The sequence below is a fragment of the Pseudomonas gingeri genome, assembly GCF_013386165.1.
Classification (GTDB): domain Bacteria; phylum Pseudomonadota; class Gammaproteobacteria; order Pseudomonadales; family Pseudomonadaceae; genus Aquipseudomonas; species Aquipseudomonas gingeri_C.
Genome location: NZ_JACAOS010000028.1, coordinates 135978 through 156698 on the forward strand (window position 1 = coordinate 135978; position 20721 = coordinate 156698).

18 protein-coding genes and 2 pseudogenes are annotated in these 20721 nt (G+C 62.4%); 7 read left to right on the forward strand and 13 right to left on the reverse strand.

Features of this window, described 5'->3' with window-relative positions:
* Nucleotides 1–109 precede the first annotated feature (109 nt).
* On the reverse strand, nucleotides 110–727 hold the full coding sequence (gene trhA, locus HX866_RS31150; protein WP_177141069.1) for a PAQR family membrane homeostasis protein TrhA: 618 nt from the start codon (nucleotides 725–727) through the stop codon (nucleotides 110–112).
* A gap of 296 nt (nucleotides 728–1023) precedes the next feature.
* Between trhA and HX866_RS31155 the strand changes: the two genes are divergently transcribed.
* The 3 genes from HX866_RS31155 to HX866_RS31165 all read left to right on the forward strand — a co-directional run bounded on the left by HX866_RS31155 (nucleotide 1024) and on the right by HX866_RS31165 (nucleotide 3112).
* Nucleotides 1024–1587, forward strand: a complete 564-nt coding sequence (locus HX866_RS31155) for a chromate transporter (RefSeq protein WP_177141070.1) — start codon at nucleotides 1024–1026, stop codon at nucleotides 1585–1587.
* Nucleotides 1588–1590: 3 nt separating this feature from the next.
* A complete protein-coding gene (locus HX866_RS31160) occupies nucleotides 1591–2133 on the forward strand; it encodes a chromate transporter (RefSeq protein ID WP_177098304.1) in 543 nt (180 codons plus the stop codon).
* Between the two features lie 64 nt (nucleotides 2134–2197).
* The gene (locus HX866_RS31165) at nucleotides 2198–3112 is read left to right on the forward strand and encodes a LysR family transcriptional regulator (RefSeq protein WP_177141071.1); all 915 of its coding nucleotides are present in this window, start codon (nucleotides 2198–2200) and stop codon (nucleotides 3110–3112) included.
* 126 nt (nucleotides 3113–3238) lie between these two features.
* Here the strand turns inward: HX866_RS31165 and madM are convergent, their stop codons facing one another.
* The 10 genes and pseudogenes from madM to mdcA all read right to left on the reverse strand — a co-directional run bounded on the left by madM (nucleotide 3239) and on the right by mdcA (nucleotide 10679).
* Nucleotides 3239–4003, reverse strand: a complete 765-nt coding sequence (gene madM / locus HX866_RS31170) for a malonate transporter subunit MadM (RefSeq protein ID WP_177126305.1) — start codon at nucleotides 4001–4003, stop codon at nucleotides 3239–3241.
* A 1-nt stretch (nucleotide 4004) separates the two neighbouring features.
* On the reverse strand, nucleotides 4005–4421 hold the full coding sequence (gene madL, locus HX866_RS31175; protein WP_177098301.1) for a malonate transporter subunit MadL: 417 nt from the start codon (nucleotides 4419–4421) through the stop codon (nucleotides 4005–4007).
* Nucleotides 4422–4486: 65 nt separating this feature from the next.
* Nucleotides 4487–5416 carry a malonate decarboxylase subunit epsilon gene (gene mdcH, locus HX866_RS31180; RefSeq protein WP_177141072.1) on the reverse strand — a complete coding sequence of 310 codons (930 nt, stop codon included), beginning with the start codon at nucleotides 5414–5416 and terminating at the stop codon, nucleotides 4487–4489.
* Nucleotides 5413–6042 carry a malonate decarboxylase holo-ACP synthase gene (locus tag HX866_RS31185; protein ID WP_177141073.1) on the reverse strand — a complete coding sequence of 210 codons (630 nt, stop codon included), beginning with the start codon at nucleotides 6040–6042 and terminating at the stop codon, nucleotides 5413–5415. The genes mdcH and HX866_RS31185 overlap by 4 nt, the downstream gene beginning before the upstream one ends.
* Nucleotides 6043–6048: 6 nt before the next feature.
* Complete coding sequence (mdcE, locus tag HX866_RS31190) at nucleotides 6049–6852, reverse strand: biotin-independent malonate decarboxylase subunit gamma (protein ID WP_177141074.1); 804 nt, start codon at nucleotides 6850–6852, stop codon at nucleotides 6049–6051.
* A complete protein-coding gene (locus tag HX866_RS31195; RefSeq protein WP_177126298.1) occupies nucleotides 6849–7700 on the reverse strand; it encodes a biotin-independent malonate decarboxylase subunit beta in 852 nt (283 codons plus the stop codon). Before HX866_RS31195 ends, mdcE begins: the two co-directional genes overlap by 4 nt.
* The gene (locus tag HX866_RS31200; protein WP_177141075.1) at nucleotides 7693–7992 is read right to left on the reverse strand and encodes a malonate decarboxylase subunit delta; all 300 of its coding nucleotides are present in this window, start codon (nucleotides 7990–7992) and stop codon (nucleotides 7693–7695) included. Before HX866_RS31200 ends, HX866_RS31195 begins: the two co-directional genes overlap by 8 nt.
* A pseudogene (locus tag HX866_RS34965) lies at nucleotides 7992–8618 on the reverse strand (triphosphoribosyl-dephospho-CoA synthase); the annotation flags it as partial. The gene HX866_RS31200 and the pseudogene HX866_RS34965, both read right to left, overlap by 1 nt.
* Nucleotides 8619–8783: 165 nt before the next feature.
* Nucleotides 8784–9002: pseudogene (locus HX866_RS34970) on the reverse strand (triphosphoribosyl-dephospho-CoA synthase); the annotation flags it as partial.
* Nucleotides 9003–10679 (reverse strand): malonate decarboxylase subunit alpha, encoded by a 1677-nt coding sequence (gene mdcA, locus HX866_RS31210; RefSeq protein ID WP_177104994.1) that lies wholly within the window; start codon nucleotides 10677–10679, stop codon nucleotides 9003–9005.
* Nucleotides 10680–11014: 335 nt separating this feature from the next.
* Here mdcA and HX866_RS31215 point away from each other — a divergent pair, with 335 nt between their 5' ends.
* The 4 genes from HX866_RS31215 to HX866_RS31230 all read left to right on the forward strand — a co-directional run bounded on the left by HX866_RS31215 (nucleotide 11015) and on the right by HX866_RS31230 (nucleotide 14334).
* Nucleotides 11015–11527, forward strand: a complete 513-nt coding sequence (locus HX866_RS31215) for a hypothetical protein (RefSeq protein WP_177126290.1) — start codon at nucleotides 11015–11017, stop codon at nucleotides 11525–11527.
* Nucleotides 11528–11722: 195 nt separating this feature from the next.
* Entirely contained in the window at nucleotides 11723–12220 is a 498-nt protein-coding gene (locus HX866_RS31220; RefSeq protein WP_177126288.1) for a hypothetical protein, read from the forward strand.
* A 453-nt stretch (nucleotides 12221–12673) separates the two neighbouring features.
* Entirely contained in the window at nucleotides 12674–13003 is a 330-nt protein-coding gene (locus HX866_RS31225; protein ID WP_177098291.1) for a DUF6124 family protein, read from the forward strand.
* A gap of 299 nt (nucleotides 13004–13302) precedes the next feature.
* Entirely contained in the window at nucleotides 13303–14334 is a 1032-nt protein-coding gene (locus HX866_RS31230; protein ID WP_177126286.1) for a virulence RhuM family protein, read from the forward strand.
* Between the two features lie 7 nt (nucleotides 14335–14341).
* Here the strand turns inward: HX866_RS31230 and HX866_RS31235 are convergent, their stop codons facing one another.
* Together HX866_RS31235 and HX866_RS31240 are read right to left on the reverse strand one after the other, a co-directional pair.
* On the reverse strand, nucleotides 14342–14797 hold the full coding sequence (locus HX866_RS31235) for a chemotaxis protein CheW (RefSeq protein WP_177098289.1): 456 nt from the start codon (nucleotides 14795–14797) through the stop codon (nucleotides 14342–14344).
* On the reverse strand, nucleotides 14790–20711 hold the full coding sequence (locus tag HX866_RS31240) for a hybrid sensor histidine kinase/response regulator (RefSeq protein WP_177141077.1): 5922 nt from the start codon (nucleotides 20709–20711) through the stop codon (nucleotides 14790–14792). Before HX866_RS31240 ends, HX866_RS31235 begins: the two co-directional genes overlap by 8 nt.
* Between the last annotated feature and the right edge of the window lie 10 nt (nucleotides 20712–20721).

The window sequence follows — 20721 nt, forward strand, 5'->3', positions numbered from 1 at the left end:
CTGTAGGAGCGAGCTTGCTCGCGATGGCGTCCTTCCAGGCGCAGCAGCATCCGCCTGCCGGCGGATCGCGAGCAAGCTCGCTCCTACAGGGGGCGAGCGCGCCGCGGGTTTAGATCACGTACCAGAAAATCGCCACGAAGTGCAGCACGCTGCCGGCAATCACAAACAGATGCCAGATCCCATGGGCATGCCGCAACCGATGGTCCAGGGCAAAGAAAATAATCCCCAGGGTATACAGCGCCCCGCCGGTCGCCAGCCAGACGAACCCCGCCGTCCCCAGCGCCGCCAGCAACGGCATGACCGCCACCAGCACGATCCAGCCCATCACCGCGTAGATCACGATGGACAGGATCCGCGCTTCGGAGCGCGGCTTGATCTCCTGCAACATGCCGATCACCGCCAGGCCCCAGACAATCCCGAACAGCGTCCAGCCCCAGGGCCCGCGTAACGTCACCAGGCAGAACGGTGTATAGCTGCCGGCGATCAACAGGTAGATCGACAGATGATCGACCTTCTGCATGATCACCTTGGCCCGCCCGCGCACGCTGTGATAGACCGTCGACACGCTGTACAGCAACATCAGGGTCACGCCATAAATGGCCACGCTGACAATCTTCCAGGGGCTGCCGTCGAGGCTTGCCACCACCAGCAACCAGATCGCCCCGATACAGGCCAAGACGGCCCCGACCAGATGGGTCCAGGCATTGAGTCGTTCCCCGTGATACATCTGCCACTTACCTCCCTTGGTCGATACAACTGCGCCCAAGGCTCAGGCCTGACGGGCAAAAGCACAAGGGTCTTGGTATGACAGCGTCAGGAAGAGCCTGTATCCAGGTACCTTCCCACGAAAAAACACAACCTCCATCTTCTATATATCGCTCCATAGATTAAGAAAAAAAGACCCTCCCTGACAGAAAATACAAAGCCGGGCCGTCCCCCTCTGGCGTGTCATGGCCGAACCGGTTTTACTGATGGCCCGTTGCTCAATCAACGGTTTCACACTGTTCAACGGAGCCCATGCTGATGTCCGCGCCCGCACTCACCCCCCCTGCGCCCTCCCCCAGCCTCTGGCAACTGTTCTACAACTTCGCCATGGTCGGCCTGTTCGGCTTTGGCGGCGTCATGCCCTGGGCCCGGCAGATGATGGTCGACCGGCGGCGCTGGGTCGACGAGCCGAGCTTCAACGAACTGCTGACCACCGGCCAATTCTTCCCCGGCCCCAATATCGGCAATGTCAGCATCATCTACGGTCGGCGCCAGCACGGTCTGGCCGGGGCCTGTGCCGCGTTGTTCGGCTTGTACCTGTTTCCGTCGATCATCACCGTGCTGGCGGGCTTTGCCTACGCCCGCTGGTGGAGCAACGACGCGGTGCAGCAGGTGTTCGGCGCCGTCATGCCGATCGCCACCGGCCTGATGCTCGGCACCACCTTGCGCCTGCTCAAGGCCATGCCGCGCAACCTCGCCAACTACTGCGCCTTTGGCCTGACCTTTGTCTTGATGGGGGTGCTGGTACTGCCGTTATGGAGTGTCTTGCTGATCTGCATTCCGCTGTCGATTGCCCTGCGTTTTGTCGACCCGCGAGCCTGAGCCATGCAGACCGTACTCTTTCACCTGATGATCCAATGCGCGCTCTGGTCATTGATGGCCATTGGCGGCAACACCGTGGCCCTGGGCGATATCCATCGCTACACCGTGACCCAGATGAACTGGATCAGCGACGCCCAGTTCGTCGCCTTCTTCGCCCTGTCCCAGGCGTTGCCGGGGCCCAACGGCATGTTCCTGGTGTTTATCGGCCAGCAGGCCGCCGGCCTGCCCGGGGCACTGGTCGCGCTGACAGCCAAGCTGCTGCCGTGTTCGATGCTGACCTGGTTCGGCGCCGGCTGGCTGGAGAAACACACCGAAACCCCATGGGTGCAGCGAATCAAGCGGGCCTTGCTGCCGGTCTCGGTGGGACTGATCCTGGCGGCCAGCTACATCCTGATCCGCAGTATGGAAACCAGCAGCTTGAGCCTGCTGCTGACACTGGTCAGCGCCGCAGTGGTCTATTTCAGCCGGGTCAATGCCATATGGTTGATCATCGTCGGCGTCGCCCTGGGTTTGTCGAGCAGTGCCCTGGGGCTCAACTGGTTCTGAAAAAGCCCCTGCCAAAACCCCAGGACTTGGGCACAATCGGGGCATTCGAAAAAGAGCCCGCGCCATGCTGATCGACGAAGAGCTGACCCTGAAAAAGCTGGAGGTGTTCCTGGCCTTCATGCGTACCGGCAACCTGGCGCGGGCGGCGGCCGAGTTGCAGACCAGCAACGTCAGCGTGCACCGGGCCATCCACTCCCTGGAGAACGCCCTGCGTTGCCCGCTGTTCAAGCACGAAGGGCGTAACCTGACTCCGCTGGAAAGTGCCTATGTGCTGGAGGAACGCGCGCAGAAGCTGATTCAGGACGTCGTCGAAAGTGTGCGCATGACCCGCGAAGCCGCCGGTTTCTCCGCCGAGCGCTTCAAGCTCGGGTCGCTCTATTCGCTGACGGTGAAAACCGTGCCGCAATTGATCATGGGCCTGAAGATCCGTCGCAGCGAGCTCAATATCGACCTGATCCTGGGCTCGAACTTCGACCTGTTCTACAAGCTCAAGAACATGGAAGTGGATGCGATCCTGGTGTCACTGGATGAGACCAGCAACGACTCGGACTGCGAGCACCTGCCGCTGTTTTCCGATGATATTTTCCTCGCGACACCCGCCGACTCGCCGCTGTCCCAACAGAGCGAAGTGGACCTGGCCGACCTGCGGGACATGACCTTCATCACCCTGACCCAGGGCTTCGCCACGCACCGGGACGGCAACCGGGTGTTCGAGCAGGCGGGGTTTGAACCGAAGGTGGCGATGCAGGTGAATGACATCTTCACGCTGCTGAGCATGGTCAGTTCCGGGGTCGGTTATGCCTTGCTGCCGGGACGGATTGCGGCGGTGTACGAGAACCGGGTCAAGCTGATACCGCTGCAGGCGCGTTATCGCCTGCAGCAGCATATCGGCGTGGTGTTCCTCAAGGCCAAGGAGCGTGATCCCAACCTGTTGGCGCTCCTGGCGGAATGTCGGATGTACGCCCATCGGTTGACCTGAAACACCCTCATCCCGGACCGACACAAAACCTGTAGGAGCCGGCTTGCTGGCGAAGCAGGCGCTGCGGTGTTTCAGGCAGACCGCGTTATCGTTCTTCGCCAGCAAGCCGGCTCCTACAAAAGCGTGTCAACCCACCAGGCCGCGCACGATGAAGAACAACACCGAAGGCCCAAGCAAACAGCCCAACCCGGTATGGAAAGTCGCCGTCAGCGCGCCATAAGGCACCAGCCGCCGATCCGTCGCCGCCAGCCCCGCGGTCACCCCACTGACCGTGCCCGCCAGACCACCGAACACCATCGCCGAACGCGGATTGTCCAGCCCCATCCAACGCGCCGCGACAGGCGTGCCGACCATCACCAGAATCGCCTTGATCAGCCCCGTCGCAATCGACAGCGCCACCACTTCGGAACTCGCGCCAATCGCCGCCCCGGTCACCGGCCCGACGATATAAGTCACCGCCCCTGCGCCAATGGTGGTGATGCTCACCGCATCGCGGTAACCAAAGACCCAGGCCATGCTCGAACCGACAATAAACGGCAGCACGGTCCCCAGCAGCAACGCCAGTGCACCGACCAGGCCAGCCTTCTTCGCCTCGGTCGCCTGGACCTCAAATGCCGTGGCGACGATGGCGAAGTCGCGCAACATCGCCCCGCCCATCAAGCCGACACCGGAAAACAGCGCCACATCCGCCAGGCCCTTCTGCCCGCCGGTCAACGTACCGCCGATCCACGCCAGCACCAGGCCGATGGCAATGGCAATCGCCGAACCGTGGATCCGGCCATAGGTCAGGCGCTTGGACAGCACCACCGACACCCACATCACCAGACCCACACCGGCAAAAGCGGTGATCAGCGCATTCTGTCCCAGGTCCTTGTTAAGGAGTTCCCACATATCAGCGACCTCCCGCAGCGGTGGAGGCCGCTGTCAGCGCGACCGGCTCAGCCGGCAACGGATCACCTTTATGGGTCCGGCTGATCAAGGCAATGGCGCAACCGCAAACCACCACCGAGCCGATCGCCGCCAGCACCGCCAGCGGGCCGCCGTGCAGCGCGGCAACCACGTTCTGGTTGGCGGCCATGGCGACCACCACCGGAATGTACATGGCGCCCCAGAAACCGACGCCCATCTCGCAATCCTTGGTCAGGCCGCCACGTTTGTGCATCCACAAACGGACGCAGATCAACAGGATCATAGCGATCCCGACCCCGCCGACATTGGATTTGACACCCAGCAACACGCCCAGCATGTCACCCAGAACCACCCCCGCCAGCGTACAGATCGCCAGCAGCGCCACACCGTAGATAATCATTCTTGTTGTCCTCTCATTGCATTGTCGAAGTTGTTGTTTTTGTCCTTCGAAGCAGCAGCCGGTGTTTATCGGTGACGGCGTCCCTCCTCATCCAGCAGCGCCCTGAGGGTGTCCAGCCGGGCGCCGTCGAACGCGATGACGGTGCCTTGCTCGAATACCCGGCGCGCCAGGCCGGTCAGGACCGAACCCGGAGGCAACTCGATCTGCAGGCGAGCACCGCGCTCATAGGCGCTTTGTACGGTGCCGCGCCAATCGACGACCCGGCGCATGTTGAATGCCAGGTCATCGCGAATCTGTTCGGCGCTGCGCAGGAGCCGCGCGCTGCTGCCGCTGAGATAACCCAGGCGTGGTGCCTGCATCGATACCTTGGCGAAGGCGGCGGCCAGGACCTCGGCCGGTTCATCCAGCAGCGGGCAATGGGACGGCACGCTGACCGCCAGGCGCCGGGCCGCGCCGTCCTTGCCCATCAGGGCGACGAGCGCGCTCATGCCCGCGTCGCTGCCGGCGATCACACATTGGTTATCGGCGTTGATATTCGCCAGATAGACCGGTGTGCGTTCGCTGTGCACCTGGGCCAATAACTTATCCACAGCCGCCAGCTCCAAGCCGATCAACGCGGTCATCCCGTAACCCTGTGGATAAGCCTGCTGCATCAGCTCACCCCGCAGGCTGACCAGACGCAGGGCATCGCTGAACGTCAGGGCCTCGGCCAATACCGCCGCCGGGTAGGCGCCGATGGACAGGCCGGCGACATAAGCCGGCGGCGCGCTGTCCTCCAGCAACAGCCGGGCACAGGCCACACCGGCGATCAACAGACATAGCTGAACCGCCCGGGTGGAGGCCAGGGCCTGCGGCGTATCCAGCAACCCCACATCCTCAGCCAATACCTCGTTCGCCTCGTGCAGACAGCCACGCACGATCGCGGCATCGGGCAAGCGCTGCAGCATGCCGGGCTGTTGCGCACCCTGGCCGGGAAACACCAGCAGGCCGCTCATGCCACGCACTCGCGCAGATCCCAGGGATCGAGCAGCAACTTAACGCCGCCGGCCTGCTTGAGCATGACCCGCTGCGCCGTGCCCGCCCATTCCGCCAATGCCAGTGCACCCAGAGGGGTTTGCAGTTGCAGGTCGACACGGCAGAACGGGTTGTCGAGTTGCTGCAACAAACCGCTGGCCTGCCGACGCGACAGCGCTTGCGGCACACGCAGAATCAAATCCAGGTCGCTCTGTGGGTGCAAGGTCGGCAAGCCGCTGGCCAACTCGAAACCGGCACTGCCACTGACGCCCCAGACCAGGCCCGACGCCTTCAACAATGGCCGCAGGTAATGCAGCGCCTGCAAGGCCGGCCAGTCTTGCGCGCAGATTTCAATATCGATGAGCGCTTCGGGGCGCACGCAACGCTCGACCAACGCCCGCGGCATCAGCGTGGCGAAACGCTGCTCACGCAACGCCCCGCGCACGCCCACCGGCACCTGATCCGCTGCCGTCAGGGCCCGCCGCACCACCACCGGTTGACCGAGGCGCAACGCTTCGGCCACCCAGCCCGGCGCACCCTCCGGCAACTGCGCCGGGGTCAGCCCCCAGAGCAGGTCGTGAGGCAGAAACTCGTCGTCAGCGCGCATCGCCGCTCACCACTGCTCGCGCAACAGCTGCCGAACCCGGCTCGACGCCGCCCGATTGCTCGCGCCCAGGCGCCCGCTCAAGTCGGTTCCCTTCTGCGCCACATCGTGGATGGCTGCGGCCAGGCAATCCTCCACCTGCGCCAGGTCGGCCGCCGTGGGCTGTTCAATCTGTTCCACACCCAGGGTTTTCCAGAGCAGGCCAAGGCTGGCGTAGCTGTCGATGTCATAGGCCATGGGCGGCACGCTGGCGGCCAGGGCTTCCAGCTCTTCGACGCTGCGCAAGGTCACCCGGGCCGCCGACGCCTTGCCCATGGCATGCACCATCACCCCCGGGTCCCGCAGGGCAATCAGCCGATTGGCCTGATAACCGTGGGCGAGGAACGCCCCGGACATCGCCTTGCCCACCAGCAGCGCGATCACCGCATGCCCGGCCAGACGGGCCCGGGCATAACTGTCCGCCGCAGCGGCCAGGGCTTGATGAATGCCCAGCGCTTCTTCGCGGCGTCCGTAAGCCTGGCTTGGTACATCGACAATAGCGATCAACGCGCGCTTGGTCGCACGGCCGCTGTCAGCCTCGATCACCTCGTCCACGGCCTTGGCCAGGCCCCAGCCTTCCAGCAGGCCGACTTCGCCATGACGGGCGCGGGCAAAACGGTTAGCCGGATCGGCCACCACCGCCAGAAAACGCACCGGCTGACCGGCCAACTGGCCGTCCGCAACTTTTAATGAGGGCGGCAGGCCGGACACTTCGGATGCCCCCGAAGCCAGTGCCTGGAACCAGTGCAAACCGCGCAGGGAATAAGTACTCATGGGCGATCTCCTTGGAAAAGACGGCGTACCGTGGCCGGATCGATTTGCGGCTCGGCCTCCAGCTCGGCCAGCCGTTGCAGATACCAGTCCGCCTGCCGACTGCGTTGTACCTCGGGCAAACCGGCCTCCAGCAATCCGGCGACCTGTTGCTGGATCTGCGCCACATCATCGGCCACATAACGGTCCACCAGCCCGCTGGCAAACCGCTGCTCGCCACCGGTCAGGCTCCAGATAAACGGCCGGTCGCGGGAGTCGTATTCTTCCAGCCCAGCCTCTTGCTCGATCACCTGCGGGCCGTTGAGGCCCAGGCGGGCCTCCTGGGTCACCACAAGATAACTGCACAGCGCCGCCGCGATGGACATGCCACCAAAACACCCGACGCTACCGGCGACCACGCCGATCACCGGCTGATAACGACGCAGGTCGACAATCGCCGCGTGGATATCGGCGATGGCCGCCAGCCCCAGATTCGCCTCCTGCAAACGCACGCCGCCGGTTTCCAGCAGCAACACGGCGCGGGTCGGAATACCGTTGCGATTGTCTTCAGCCGCCAGCTCCAGGGCGCCCGCCATTTTTGCGCCGCCCACTTCACCGAGGCTACCGCCCTGGAACGCCCCTTCGATGGCCGCGATGACCACCGGCAAACCGTCGATGCTGCCCTTGGCGATCACCACGCCGTCATCGGCCTGGGGCACCACGCCCTGGCGTTCGAGCCAGGGCGACATGACCCGGGCAAAGGGGTCAAGCAACTCGCGGAAACTGCCGCTGTCGAGCAAGGCCCGGGCCCGTTGCCGGGCGCCGAGCTCGACGAAGCTGTGCTTGTGCAGCAAACGCTCGCTGTCAGTCATGGCCGATCTCCTCGAAACCTTGTTCCAAACGCAAGCGGGCCACGCCGGGGGTGGCGCCGAAATCGTGGATATCGATGGTCAGGGCCGGCGGCAACTGGCCGTCGAACAGGCGCTCGAACAGGTGTTGCCAGCGTGAAGCACTGCCATTGACCGAGGTCGTCACCTGGATCGACAAGGTGCCGGGGTGGCCGGGTTCCAGCAGCACCTCCAGGTCTCCCGAGCCGACACAGCCCACCAGCGCGCGGCCTTTGGGCGGTTGCCCGGCGGGGAATTCAAAGGACAACTTTTCCATCACAAGGCTTCCTGTTCGAGGCGGTCGATCAGCAGGCAGGCGGCGAGCAGATCTGCCGCGCCGCCTGGTGAAGCGTTCATCGCCAACAACTGTTGATCCAATTCATGCAGGCAGCGACGTCCCGGCAGGCTGGCGCTACCGCCGGCTTCGAGCACGGCGCGGGCGCCCTGTTGCATGGCCTGTAAACCCGGCACGCCGGCGCGGTAGAGCACGCAGGTGTCGGCCAGGTTGGTCATGATTGCCAACAGCGCATCGAGGCGGGCGTTCTGTTCGCCGTGGCCGGCGAGGCGGCTGCGCTTGAGTTGGGGCAGGCCGAGTTGGGTAACCGCCGGGAAACCCAACTGCGCTTCTTCGCGGGCACCGCGAGCGCCGTAGCGTTGGGCGACCTGGGTGCCGTGGCTGGTGCTGTGGGGGGCATGGCGATCGTCGAGCAAAGCGAGGCGTGCGGCGCGGATCGTCAATGCGCCGGCCTTTACCGATTCGGGTTCCAGCGCGGCGGCGGCCACCAGCAGGCCCAGGGCCCAGATCGCACCGCGATGGGTATTCACGCCGCCGGTGGTCTTGAGCATCGCCTGCTCGCCTTCGCGGCCGATACGGCCGAGAGCTTCACGCAATGGCAAACCGATTGCGGATACAGAATGTGGCGAGCGGGCTTGCCCGCGCTCGGCGGCGTAGCCGTCGTAAACCCCACCCACCCGGTCCACCTGATACGCCGCGATTGCAGGTTTTGGGGCTGCTTCGCAGCCCAGCGCGGGCAAGCCCGCTCGCCACAAGGTCTGCTCTCGGCTGGATATCGCGGCCTCGGCCATCTCCTTGAACATCGGCCACAACGACAACGCCGAAGCATGCATCAGACCCAGATGGAGATCGCTGTGCGCGCCATTGCCGCGACGATCCACCAACGCCGGTTTAGGCGACAGGTCGGCTTCGTCGATCAGCGCTTCCACCGCGAAATCCGCCAGGCGCTCGGCCAGGGACAGGGGTTGGGCTTGCAGATTGAAGGCGTGCATTTACCAGCTCCTGAATTTGGCGGGCGGGTTGTAGAGACCACCCGACCACTCCACCAGATCGGCCACGCTCTTGGCCGCCAGCAGTTCGCGGCTGGCGTCGGTGCGCCGAATACCCAGGTCTTCAGGCAAGGCGATCAAGCCTTCGCGGCGCATCCGCGCTGTGTCCTTGGGGTTATGCCGCAAGCCGATGGCCGTGACACCCGCCACGGCAGCGATCATCGCCTGGCGCTCTTCCAGGGAACGGGCCTTGTACAAATAGGCGATGCCCTCTTCGGTGAGCAAATGGGTGACGTCGTCGCCGTAGATCATGATCGGCGCCAGGGGCATCCCGCTTTTGCGCGCCACCTCCACGGCATCGAGGGTTTCGACAAACGTCGGTTTGCCGCCCTCCTGGAAGGTCTCGACCATCTGCACCACCAGCTTCTTGCCCCGTTCGAGCAAGGCTTCAGGCGCATCGCCGGTATCGAGACGCATATCGAGCCAGGCCGGGGTGCCGTGACGGCGACCACGCGGATCGTGCCCCATATTCGGCGCTCCGCCGAACCCGGCCAGGCGACCCCGGGTCACCGTGGACGAATGCCCGTCACCGTCGACCTGCAAGGTCGCACCGATAAACAGGTCCACCGCATACTGCCCGGCCAACTGGCAGAACATCCGGTTCGAACGCATCGAGCCGTCACGCCCGGTGAAGAACACATCCGGCCGCGCCGCGATGTAGTTTTCCATCCCCAGTTCGGTGCCGAAACAATGCACGCTTTCGACCCAGCCACTTTCGATGGCGGGAATCAGCGTCGGGTGCGGGTTGAGTGTCCAGTTGCGGCAGATCTTGCCCTTCAGGCCCAGGGATTCACCGTAGGTCGGCAGGATCAGCTCAATGGCGGCGGTATTGAAACCAATCCCGTGGTTGAGGGACTGCACGTTGTGTTTTTCGTAGATCCCCCGAATCGCCATCATCGCCATCAGCACATGCACCGGCTTGATATGACGCGGGTCGCGGGTGAACAGCGGCTCGATATAGAAAGGTTTGTCGGCCACCACCACGAAGTCGACCCAGGACGCGGGGATATCCACCCGGGGCAGTTCACTGACGTCATCGACCAGTTGATTGACCTGGACGATCACGATCCCGTCGCTGAACGCCGCCGGCTCGATCAGCGCCGGGCTGTCCTCGGTGCTGGCGCCGGTGTAGATATTGCCGGCGCGGTCAGCCATGAAGCCGGCGCTGAGCACCACATTGGGGATCAGGTCCACCACCAGCCGGGCATAGAGTTCGATGTAGGTGTGAATCGCGCCGATTTCCAGCAGGCCATCTTCCAGCAACTGGCTGATGCGCAGGCTCTGGGTGCCGGCGAAGGAGAAATCCAGCTTGCGGGCAATGCCGCGCTCGAACAGGTCCAGGTGCTCGGCGCGACCGACGCTGGGCATGATCATGTGCAAATCGTGGAGCTTGGCCGGGTCGGCTTTCACCAGGGAGCGGGAGAGAAAGTCGGCCTGCTTCTGGTTATTGCCCTCCAGCACCACCCGGTCGCCGGGCATGATCAGGGCTTCGAGGGCGGCGACGATCTTGTCGGTCGGCAACACCACACCATCGGCGAGGGCTCGCACCTGCTCGAGACGACGCTGCTTCTCGGTGCGCCGCCGCGTCCAGCGCGAGTCGGGGGAATTGGGGGTTGTCATGCTCACTCCACGGGTTCGCTTTCGTGGAGTAGACAGTAGGAGTGAATCGACAGGGCATCAATCAAGCCCAGCGGCGGATCGTTACGCTCAGGGTAATGGTTCTTGTATGGGGTGGATTCTAATGAAGTGACCGGGGAGATTTGTCCCCGCTGGGGCACGAAGAGGCCCTCAAGGCAGCTTCCGCCCATGCGAACCGTTTGTCGGTTAACCGCTTCAACCTGTCAGTTCTGACAGTAGCCAGACGACTGTTTCCCGCGCCTACTAAAACAGCGCTGTGACTTCCAATGTCTGGCTCCATGGGCAGGGTCAAAAGCGCCTATGACCGGAGAAAGCATATGAACGTTGATGAAGAAGACTATGGAACCGAGTTCAAACATGAAGATAGGAACGGGTGGGAAAATGAGGTTGGATCCCCAGATGGGATACTCAAAACAGAAGCAGGCCCGTTCGGCCCGAACACTTACTGGTCCGGCAAGCTGGAATGGAGACCCCCACACATCTTTCAGCCTTCTCTCTACAAGGTGTTGAACCTTCCAGTCGGAGAGAAGGAGAAAGGCAGCCTTTTCGTATCCATCAAATACCGCGTTCACCCCCCGGAGCCTGGGGATTCACCAGCGATCGCGCTCGTAATTACAAAGAACATATCGGAGAGCTCTAGCACTACTTGGATAGAGGCGAACACCCCAACCGGCGAGTGGCGCCAAACAGGTGACGCCCTACTTCGCTACTCCGGTAGCAGGGCCCATATCTTGATCGGTACGAATTACGGAGACGGTCCCGGCGTGTCCCGTAAGATCGACATCGATGACATCAAGGTTGTGCGAGTTCCCGATGATCCCGATGAATAGAAGTGATCGACGCTGGGCATGATCAAGGCTTCGAGGGCGGCGACAATGCAAACCGTTTGTCGGTTAATCGCTTCACCCTGTCAGTTCTGACAGTAGCCACACGACCGTCTCCAGCGCCTACTAAAAACTGCGCTGTGACTTCCAATGTCTAGCTCCACGAGCAGGGTCAAAAGCGCCCATGACCGGAGAAAGCATATGAACGTTGATGAAGAAGACTATGGAACCGATTTCGAAAATGGAGACAGGAACGGATGGGAAAATGATGTTGGCTCTCTGGATGGGATACTCAAAACGGAAGAAGGCCCGCTAGGCCCGAATACCTTCTGGTCCGGCAAGCTGGAATGGAGACCCCCTGACACGTTTCTGCCCTCCCTCGCCAAGATGTTGACCCTTCCTGGCGAGGAGAAAGGGACGCTTTTAACATCCGTCAAATACCGCGTTCACCCACCGGAGCCCGAGGAAGCAACATCGATCGCGGTGGCGATTGCAGCGAACATATCGCTGGGCTATAGCACATTTTTCATAGATGAGCACACTCCAACCGGCCAGTGGCTCGAAAGTCATAGAATCGGCTTTGGCTACTACGGTAACAGAGCCCATATCTTGGTCGGTGCGGTTGTCGGGGATGGGCCCGGCGTGTCTCGTAAGATAGACATCGATGACATCAAGGTTGTGAAAATTCCCAAACCATAGAAATTCACGAACGGCCGCCTGGAGAGGGTTTGCATGGCCGCGCCAAAGAGTCCCAAAAAGGGAACGACAGGTCCCTTTTTGGGACTGATTAAGGGCCATTTGATGGCAATCGCAAACGGTTTTCGGGGGCGAAACGAGGACTTGGCTCTTTCGCTTGAGTGAAATTTCCTAGAAAATCCCGGCGGCTTGCGCCTGCCAAAACACCTGGTCTAGTCTTCGTTCGTCACTGCCAATTCAGTGATCGGGTTTAGTCGCCCAGTGTTGAGTTAAGGCGCAACGCGCCACCGTCTCAGGTGCATCTTATTGCCTGTATTTTATGGTGGCTGTGCGCAGGGCACCTTCGGGTGCGCCGGTTTCTTAGCTCGCCGGTCGACTAACCTGCGTACAGCTGCCACCCCATCGTTTAGTCGCGACTCAGTAGCAGCTCAACCCATGTTGAGAGAGCTTAGAACCATGTCAAAGATCACCCCCGATCCACCCGTCACACTTAACCCGACAGACGCCGATATCGAGCGCATATTCGCTCACTACAACCTGCCACCCGCAGAACCGCCCATTCCCTGCAAACTGCCTGAAAGCCTGTATCAGATCCGGGTTGATGTGCGTTCCGAAGAATCCCTCGTCACCGCTTATGAGCTGTTGGAAGCGGCAGCCGCTACCGCCTACGAAGCGGTGGAAAACCTCAGTGGGTCAAATCGAAAGGTGGTGCTGGGCGTCGTGCACCTGATCGAGATGGCGCGGGCATTCGTGGATTCGGCGTTAAACCAAAGGCCCATAAGCTGATGATCCCCGTGCTCTGCGTAGGAATGCCACCCGGGATACTCTGTATCCGCCATTGATGTGACATAGAGCATGCTCACCCAGAGAGTGGGCATGCTCAAAGCCATGACAGTGTCAAAAAACAAAAGACATTGGCCTCTTCATTGGCTCGCCGGTGATTATCGGTACACCTTTTGTCATATCTTTATCGTTGGAGGTGGTGGTTTGTGCTCGGGAAAGTCTAGGACAATCGCCAGATTCTCATTCCACCCTGAATCAGCGCAGGTGTTGGAAAAGCGGCGAATCAAGGGAGGGCTTGAGTCATGAGCGCGGATAGCAACACCTCGCAATTCATCATCTATCAGAGCGAAGACGGGCAAACCAAGCTCGACGTGCGATTTGTCGATGAAACCGTCTGGCTGACGCAGGCATTGATGGCCGAGCTGTTCAGCACCACGCCAGAAAACGTCCTGATGCACCTGAAAAATATTTTCAGGGAGGGTGAGCTTGATCAAAACTCAACTACTAAGGATTTCTTAGTAGTTCGTCAGGAAGGCACACGCCAGGTAAAGCGTAACCTTCAACACTACAACCTGGATGCCATCATTTCAGTGGGTTATCGGGTGCAAAGCCACATGGCAACACGATTCCGCCAATGGGCTACCCGGCAGTTGCGCGAGTACATCGTCAAAGGTTTTGTGCTCGATGATGAGCGCCTGAAGAATCCCAATCAGCCTTTCGACTATTTTGAAGAGCTGACGCGGCGCATCCAAGATATTCGGACCAGCGAAAAGCGCTTCTACCAGAAGATCACCGATATCTATGCCACCAGCGTGGATTACGACCCCACTCAGGAAGCCAGCATTAGCTTCTTCAAATCAGTGCAGAACAAGGTTCACTGGGCTATCACCGGCCAAACGGCTGCCGAGCTTGTGCATAGCCGAGCGGACAGTAGCAAACCCCACATGGGCCTGACTAACTGGCGTGGCGCTAAAGTACGCAAGCAGGATATCGCCAATGCCAAAAACTACCTCAAGGAAGAAGAACTCAGTGCCTTGAACAACCTGATTGAGCAGTACCTCGTGTTTGCCGAAGGTCAGGCGATGCGCCGCATTCCCATGACAATGAATAGCTGGGTGAAAAAACTCGATGGTTTCCTAACCCTAAACGACCGTGACATTCTCGACAACGCAGGCCAAATTTCTCAAGAAATGGCCAGGCAACACGCAGAAGTGCAATACGAGTGCTTTCATCAGCAGCGTCAACTTGAAGATATCGCCACGGCGGATCAACAGTTCGCAAGCCTGATTCGGGCTGCTAGCGAGCGGTCAGACAAGACACTTCATAGTGATTGAGTGGATCTCAAGCCAACCCCGACTCCAACACCAACTGCTCCAACCCCAGCAGGTCCGGCACCTTCGCCACCCACTCGCCGACCTGCACCGCCGCCTTCTCCAACCGACACAGCGGCACATCGACAAAACTCAGTTGGCTGTCGAGCTTGTACGAACGCGGAATCCCCTGGAGCACCAACGCAATAAACTTCAATTCCGGCCGCCCGCCCAAAGCATTGAGCACCACGATCCGCGCCCGATCCCCCACCACCAGCTTCGAGCCGCAAGCCGCTTCAAAGCTGATCAGCGGCAATTGCTGATTGCGCCACGTCACCTGCCGCAGATACCACGGCGGCGCATCGCTGGCCGGCTCGCCGCGCTGGTAGTCGATCAGCTCCGCCACCGCGACATTGGGCAGCAGCAGGTAACGGTCCGCCAGGGGCAATATCAACCCCGTCAGGCTGCTGGTGCTGTGCTCATGCATGAAGCTGACTCCAATAGGCAATGCTCTCCAGCAACGCCGACTCCTGGTACGGCTTGCCCAGGTACTCGTTGACGCCGATGGCCATGGCCCGGTCGCGGTGCTTCTGGCCGGTGCGCGAGGTGATCATGATGATCGGCAGGTCCTTGAGACGCTCATCGTTGCGAATCCGCGTCGCCACCTCGAAGCCATCCATGCGCGGCATTTCGATGTCCAGCAGCATCAGGTCCGGGGTGTGCTCCTCCAGCAACATCATGGCATCCACCCCGTCCTTGGCCGTCAGCACGTTCATGCCGTTGCGCTCCAGCAGGCGGCTGGTGACCTTGCGCACCGTGACCGAGTCATCCACCACCATCACCAGGGTCGGGCGCACCAGCGTGGCATCGGCGCCGCTGCCACTGGACATGGCCTGTACCGGCGGCCGCGCCAACGCGCTACGCACATGGGCGAGCAAATCGAGAATCAGCACCACGCGACCGTCGCCCAGAATGGTCGCCCCCGACAGCCCCGGCACCGCAGCGAACTGCGGCCCGAGGTTCTTGACCACGATTTCCCGCGAACCGGCCAGGGCGTCCACTTGCAACGCCATGCGCTGATCGTTGCAGTGCACCAGCAACACCGGCAGCGCCAGGTTCTGGCCCAGCAACTTCGGCTTACCCACGGTTTGCAGCAGCTCGCCGAGGTAGCGCAATTCGTAGGTCTGGCCGGCGTACTCGTAGCGCGGCGGACTGAGTTGGTAATAACTTTCCAGCTCACCCGGCAGCACCCGCACCAGGCCTTCGACGGTGTTCAATGGCACCGCATATTGCTCGTCGGCGCATTGCACCATCAGCGCACGGTTCACCGAAACGCTGAATGGCAGACGAATCTGGAAGTGCACACCCTGCCCCGGAATGGAGTCGATGCGCATGGTCCCGCCCAGTTGCCGTACCTCTTCGTGCACTACGTCCATGCCCACGCCGCGCCCGGAAATCTGGGTGATTTTTTCCGCAGTGGAAAAGCCCGGTTGCAGGATGAACTGCAACACATCGCGGTCACTGATGGGCATGTCCGGTTCCAGCAGCCCGCGCTTGATCGCCTTGCGCCGCACAGCTTCGAGCGGCACCCCGGCGCCGTCGTCACGAATATCGAAAACGATGTCGCCGCCTTCGTGGGACAGGTCCAGGGTGATCAGCCCCTGCTCCGGCTTGCCGGCGGCACGACGGCCCTCGGCATTTTCCAGGCCGTGGTCGACGGCGTTGCGCAGCATATGCTCCAGGGGCGCAACCATGCGCTCCAGGACATTGCGGTCCATCTCGCCTTCGGCATTGCCGACGACAAATTCGACCTCCTTGCCCAGCTCCCCGGCCACCTGCCGGACGATGCGCTTGAGGCGCGGCACCAGGCGCTCGAACGGCACCATGCGCGTGCGCATCAGGCCTTCCTGCAACTGGGTGTTGACCCGCGCCTGCTGCGCCAGCAGGTTTTCCGCGTCCTGGTTGCGCCCGGCCAGGGTCTCCTTGAGGTCCAGCAAGTCGGAGGCGGACTCGAACAAGGCCCGCGACAGTTGCTGCAACTGCGAGTGCCGGTCCATTTCCAACGGGTCGAATTCTTCATAGCCCAGGCGCTCGGCTTCCACCTGCTGGCGGCTGAGAATGCGGCCCTGGGTCTCGGTGTCGAGGCGCCGCAACTGGTCACGCATGCGCTCGATGGTGGTCTCCATTTCGTTGAGCGCAACCCGGGCGTCGTTGACCTGCTGCTCGATACGGCCACGGAAGATCGAGGTCTCGCCCGCCAGGTTGACCAGGTCTTCGAGCATATCCGCCGACACCTTGACCATGTCCTGGGCCGCCCGCTCGGCCTCCGCGACCGTCGGTGCCTCGGGTTTGGGCGCGGCTGGCGCGACCACCGGCGCCACGACCGGCAGATTGATCGGCGACTGCCGGCCAAACGCCTGGATATCCTGGATCAGCGCATCGGCGGGCAACACCGGTTGTTCAGCCCGCACCGCATCGAGCATCTGCGCCAGGCGATCGTGGCCGGCCTGCAACAGGCAGAACAACTCAATCCCCGGTTGCAGCAGGCCCGCCGAGAGACCTTCGTAGAGAAACTCCAGTTCGTGGGCCAGGTCGCCGATCGGCACGATTTCCACCATGCGCGCACTGCCCTTGAGGGTGTGCAGGTCGCGCAGCAAGGTTTCCACGTCCTGACGATTCGCCGGCTCAGCCTGCCAGCGCAGCAAGGCCGCGCCGGAGCTTTCGAGGATATCGAAGCCTTCTTCGAGGAAGATCTCCAACAGTTCCGGGTCGCTGCTGGCCACAGACACTGGCGCGTCGACGGCTTCGCTCACTTCCTGCGGCGCCGTGCTGCCCTGGCGGAACAGGCGCAAGCACTCGATCAGCGCACTCGGATCCCCCAGGGGCTGATGGCCCTTGAGCTGGTCGAGCAGGACCGCCAGACGGTCATGGCTTTTCTGCAACAGCGACGCCAGTTCCGGGGAATGGCTGAGGCGCCGGTCCACCAGCCCTTCATACAGATTTTCCAGCTCGTGGGCCAGATCACCCACCGGGCCGATCTCGGCCATGCGCGCGCCACCCTTGAGGGTGTGCAGGTCCCGTTGCAGGGACAGCAGCGGCGCGGCGTTGTCCGGGTCGTCGAGCCAACGTTGCAAGGCCAGCCCGGCACTGTCGAGGATATCCGTGGCCTCTTCGAGGAAGATCACCACGATCTCATCGTCTAGGTCCAATTCATCCAGGGCCAGACTCGCCTCGGCGGTGGCGGCCCCCAGCTCGGCGATGCTCAGGGCACGGCTGCCGTCGGTCTTGATCAAGCCGGTGGCGGAAGGGTCAAGGGCCTCGTCGAGCAGCTCGCGCAGTGCCCTGAGCCGTTCCGGCTGCGCCTTGATTTCCTGGCCGGCGGCCAGCTCGTCGAACATGTTGATCAACGCTTCATGGGCGCCTTGCGCCTCATGGAAAAACCGCTCGCTGACCGCCAGGCTGCTTTCCTCCACCGCACCGTACAGGTCCAGCAAGGCTTCGCAGAGTTCGTCCACCGGGTGCAGGTCGGCACTGTGGGCGCCCTGGCCGAGGGTGGTCAGTTCGTCCAGCAATTCGTTGAGCTCCTGGCGCTCGCCAGGGTGCTGCTGCCAGCGCAGCAGCAGGTTTTCCGCGTCCAGCAGGATATCCATGCCCTGGGCCAGGAAGTTGTTGATCAACTGCGGGTCGCGCTTGGTGCTGCTGGCCGCGCTGAACACTGACTCCAGCCGGGCCGCGAGCAGCGTCTCGGCACGCCGGATCAACTGTGCGGCACCGTCGATGGCGGCCAGCGGATCGTCCGCCAATTGCTTCAGGCCCTGGTGTAACAGGACCTCGGCTTCGAGCAGCAACTCGACCTCGTCCAGGTCCAGGGGCAACAGGTGGGCCTTGAATTCACGCACCAGATGGTAAAACGGTGCCGTCAGTTCGGCGATCGGCCGCACCCCCGCGACGTAGGCGCTGCCCTTGAGGGTGTGCAAGGCCCGTTGCAATTCGTCGCTGGCGGCCAGCGGCACATGCTCGGTGGCTTGTTCGAGGAAATGGTTGAGGCTGTCCAGATGCGTCTCGGCCTCGTTGCGGAAAATATCCAGCAACTGCCGATCAATGGACTCATCCTCGGTTTCTCCCCCTTCCATAGGGCTGGCCTCGGTCGACCCCGCCAACTCATGGGCGCGGGCGGCCAACAGGTCGACATCGTCGCGCTGACGCTGGGCCTGTCCGGCAAACTCGCTGACCAGTTCCGGCAACACCTGCAGCACATCGTCGAGCAACTGATGAACCGGAGCATCGGCCTCGACGCTGTGTTCGAGCACGCGGTTCAGCAGGTTCTCCACGGCCCAGGCCAGTTCGCCGAGCACCAGCGCCCGAACCATCCGGCCGCTGCCCTTGAGGGTGTGGAAAGCCCGACGCAACTCGGTCAAGGCCGACTTGCTCTCGGTATTCAGCGCCCAGCGCGGCAGGTACTCGCGCAGCACATCGAGCACTTCGGCGCATTCTTCGAGGAACACTTCACGCAATTCATCGTCAACCGGTGCTTCATCACCCGGCGGCGGCAGCAGGCTGCCCGGGACCTGCCGGGCCGGCGGGTTGAGGGCCGACACCGGGCTGGCCAGGACATCGGCCAGGGACTGCACCACCTGCGGGTTGTCCAGCGTCTGCAAGTCCTGCATCACCAGGGCTTCGTTGGGGCTCAGCACATCCTCGAGCACCGGAACGTCCTGCTCGGCAGGCGTATAACCCAGGGCGTCGAGGCTGTCCTCGGCCAGGTCCAGCACCCGTTCGCCCGGTGCCTCGTGGTCTTCGCCGAGGCGTTCAAGGTAGTACTCGATGCTGGTCAGGGCGTCAGCCAGGCGGTCGAGTTGCTGCCAGGACGGCGGTTGCGGCTCGTGCAGCAGATGATCGTGGATATAACGATTGCAGGTTTCCAGCAGGCTCGCGGCCCGGCTCAGAGGGATCATCGACAGGGCGCCACGGACCTGGGTCAGCAATTCCGGCAAAGGCTGCAGGCGCTCGCGGTCCCAGTCGGCATCGATGTACTCGATGATCAGGTCCTTGGCCTGTTGCAGGCAGATCCGCGACTCCTTGACCACCAACTGGTGGATCTGGGTCAGGTCGGTGGTGGGCAGGCGGCTTTCTTCGCGGCTTTCCGGTTCCACGGTGCCGATCATTCCGGCCAGGGTCGCTTCGACATAGAGCAAGGCCCCGGCCACATCCATCAGCACTGCGTCATTCGGTTCGCGCTGGCCCTGAACCAACCCCAGGACCACCGCCGTCTGGTCGATGATGACCTTGCGCGGCTGGCCGAAGCCGAGCACCGCCAGGGTATCGGCGATCTGCCGCAAGGGCGCCAGCAGGCTCGACAGTTCATCGGTGTGCTGGCGGTCGCCGCGTACGAACAGGTCCAGGCGCTCCTTGCAACGCACCAGTTCCTCGCACAACGCCGCCACCACCGAACGCATGGCATCGCGGTCCGGGCCGGCCAGGCGGGCGCGCTCCTCATCGACCACCGCCGTATCCGGCAGCGCCTCGTCGAGGCCATAACGTTCTTTCAGGGCAAGCATCTGCGCCGTCGGCTGCCGCGCCTTGGCGATATAGAACAGCAGGCTCTTGAGCAATTCTTCCGGTGCCGGCTGATTGATCCCGGCAATGCCCTGTTCCAGCAGGCGCTTGAGTTCCTTGTCGGAGTCCTTGAGCAGGCTGCGCAGGGCCGGACTGTTGGCGATGACGCCGGCGAGCATGCCTTCGACCAGTGCCGAAGCGACTTGCCAGAGCGCCCCCAGCGGCGCCTCCAGGCACAGGCCTTCCAGGCGCGCAAAAACCTTGGCCATATAGCCGAGGTTGGTCTCATCGTCCTGTTCACGCAGCAAGCCGACCAGGGCGGTCTGCAGCATTTGCCGCAGTTTGCGCAACAAGGCTGGCAGTTCCGCCGGGGTCAACTCGGCGAGGCTTGCCTCGTCCAGCGGCGACAACTCTGGCAGGGCCGGGCTGAACAGGCTGGTTTCCGACAGCAGGCTTTCGCCGCGGGCGCTGCGCAGGTCGTTGAGCAGCGGCAGCACCACCAGCGGCAGATCCCGCCGTGCACTGTGGACCCGGTCCAGATACAACGGCATCTGGCCAAGGGCCTGGCGCAACAGCTTGAGGGCTTCCGGCAGATCGACCACCCGCCCCTGTTGCACGGCCAGGGCCAGGGCTTCGGTTTCTTCGGCGAGCAGGGCCGCGCCGTAGAATTCGACCATCTGCAAGCTGCCATGGACCTGGTGAATGCACTCCAGGCATTCGGCGATGTCCTGGGCCGAATGGGTCGGCTCATCGAATGCATCGAGGGCCTGGCGCGCCTGTTTCAGGGTATCGGCGATTTCGCCCTTGACCCATTCGAGGGCCACATAGTCGTGCTGATCGCTCATGACGACTCCA

Excerpts from the sequence above, each read along its gene's own strand:
- trhA (WP_177141069.1), bottom strand. The coding sequence starts at position 727 with ATGTATCACGGGGAACGACTCAATGCCTGGACCCATCTGGTCGGGGCC.
- HX866_RS31155 (WP_177141070.1), top strand. The coding sequence starts at position 1,024 with ATGTCCGCGCCCGCACTCACCCCCCCTGCGCCCTCCCCCAGCCTCTGG.
- HX866_RS31160 (WP_177098304.1), top strand. The coding sequence starts at position 1,591 with ATGCAGACCGTACTCTTTCACCTGATGATCCAATGCGCGCTCTGGTCA.
- HX866_RS31165 (WP_177141071.1), top strand. The coding sequence starts at position 2,198 with ATGCTGATCGACGAAGAGCTGACCCTGAAAAAGCTGGAGGTGTTCCTG.
- madM (WP_177126305.1), bottom strand. The coding sequence starts at position 4,003 with ATGTGGGAACTCCTTAACAAGGACCTGGGACAGAATGCGCTGATCACC.
- madL (WP_177098301.1), bottom strand. The coding sequence starts at position 4,421 with ATGATTATCTACGGTGTGGCGCTGCTGGCGATCTGTACGCTGGCGGGG.
- mdcH (WP_177141072.1), bottom strand. The coding sequence starts at position 5,416 with ATGAGCGGCCTGCTGGTGTTTCCCGGCCAGGGTGCGCAACAGCCCGGC.
- HX866_RS31185 (WP_177141073.1), bottom strand. The coding sequence starts at position 6,042 with ATGCGCGCTGACGACGAGTTTCTGCCTCACGACCTGCTCTGGGGGCTG.
- mdcE (WP_177141074.1), bottom strand. The coding sequence starts at position 6,852 with ATGAGTACTTATTCCCTGCGCGGTTTGCACTGGTTCCAGGCACTGGCT.
- HX866_RS31195 (WP_177126298.1), bottom strand. The coding sequence starts at position 7,700 with ATGACTGACAGCGAGCGTTTGCTGCACAAGCACAGCTTCGTCGAGCTC.
- HX866_RS31200 (WP_177141075.1), bottom strand. The coding sequence starts at position 7,992 with ATGGAAAAGTTGTCCTTTGAATTCCCCGCCGGGCAACCGCCCAAAGGC.
- mdcA (WP_177104994.1), bottom strand. The coding sequence starts at position 10,679 with ATGACAACCCCCAATTCCCCCGACTCGCGCTGGACGCGGCGGCGCACC.
- HX866_RS31215 (WP_177126290.1), top strand. The coding sequence starts at position 11,015 with ATGAACGTTGATGAAGAAGACTATGGAACCGAGTTCAAACATGAAGAT.
- HX866_RS31220 (WP_177126288.1), top strand. The coding sequence starts at position 11,723 with ATGAACGTTGATGAAGAAGACTATGGAACCGATTTCGAAAATGGAGAC.
- HX866_RS31225 (WP_177098291.1), top strand. The coding sequence starts at position 12,674 with ATGTCAAAGATCACCCCCGATCCACCCGTCACACTTAACCCGACAGAC.
- HX866_RS31230 (WP_177126286.1), top strand. The coding sequence starts at position 13,303 with ATGAGCGCGGATAGCAACACCTCGCAATTCATCATCTATCAGAGCGAA.
- HX866_RS31235 (WP_177098289.1), bottom strand. The coding sequence starts at position 14,797 with ATGCATGAGCACAGCACCAGCAGCCTGACGGGGTTGATATTGCCCCTG.
- HX866_RS31240 (WP_177141077.1), bottom strand. The coding sequence starts at position 20,711 with ATGAGCGATCAGCACGACTATGTGGCCCTCGAATGGGTCAAGGGCGAA.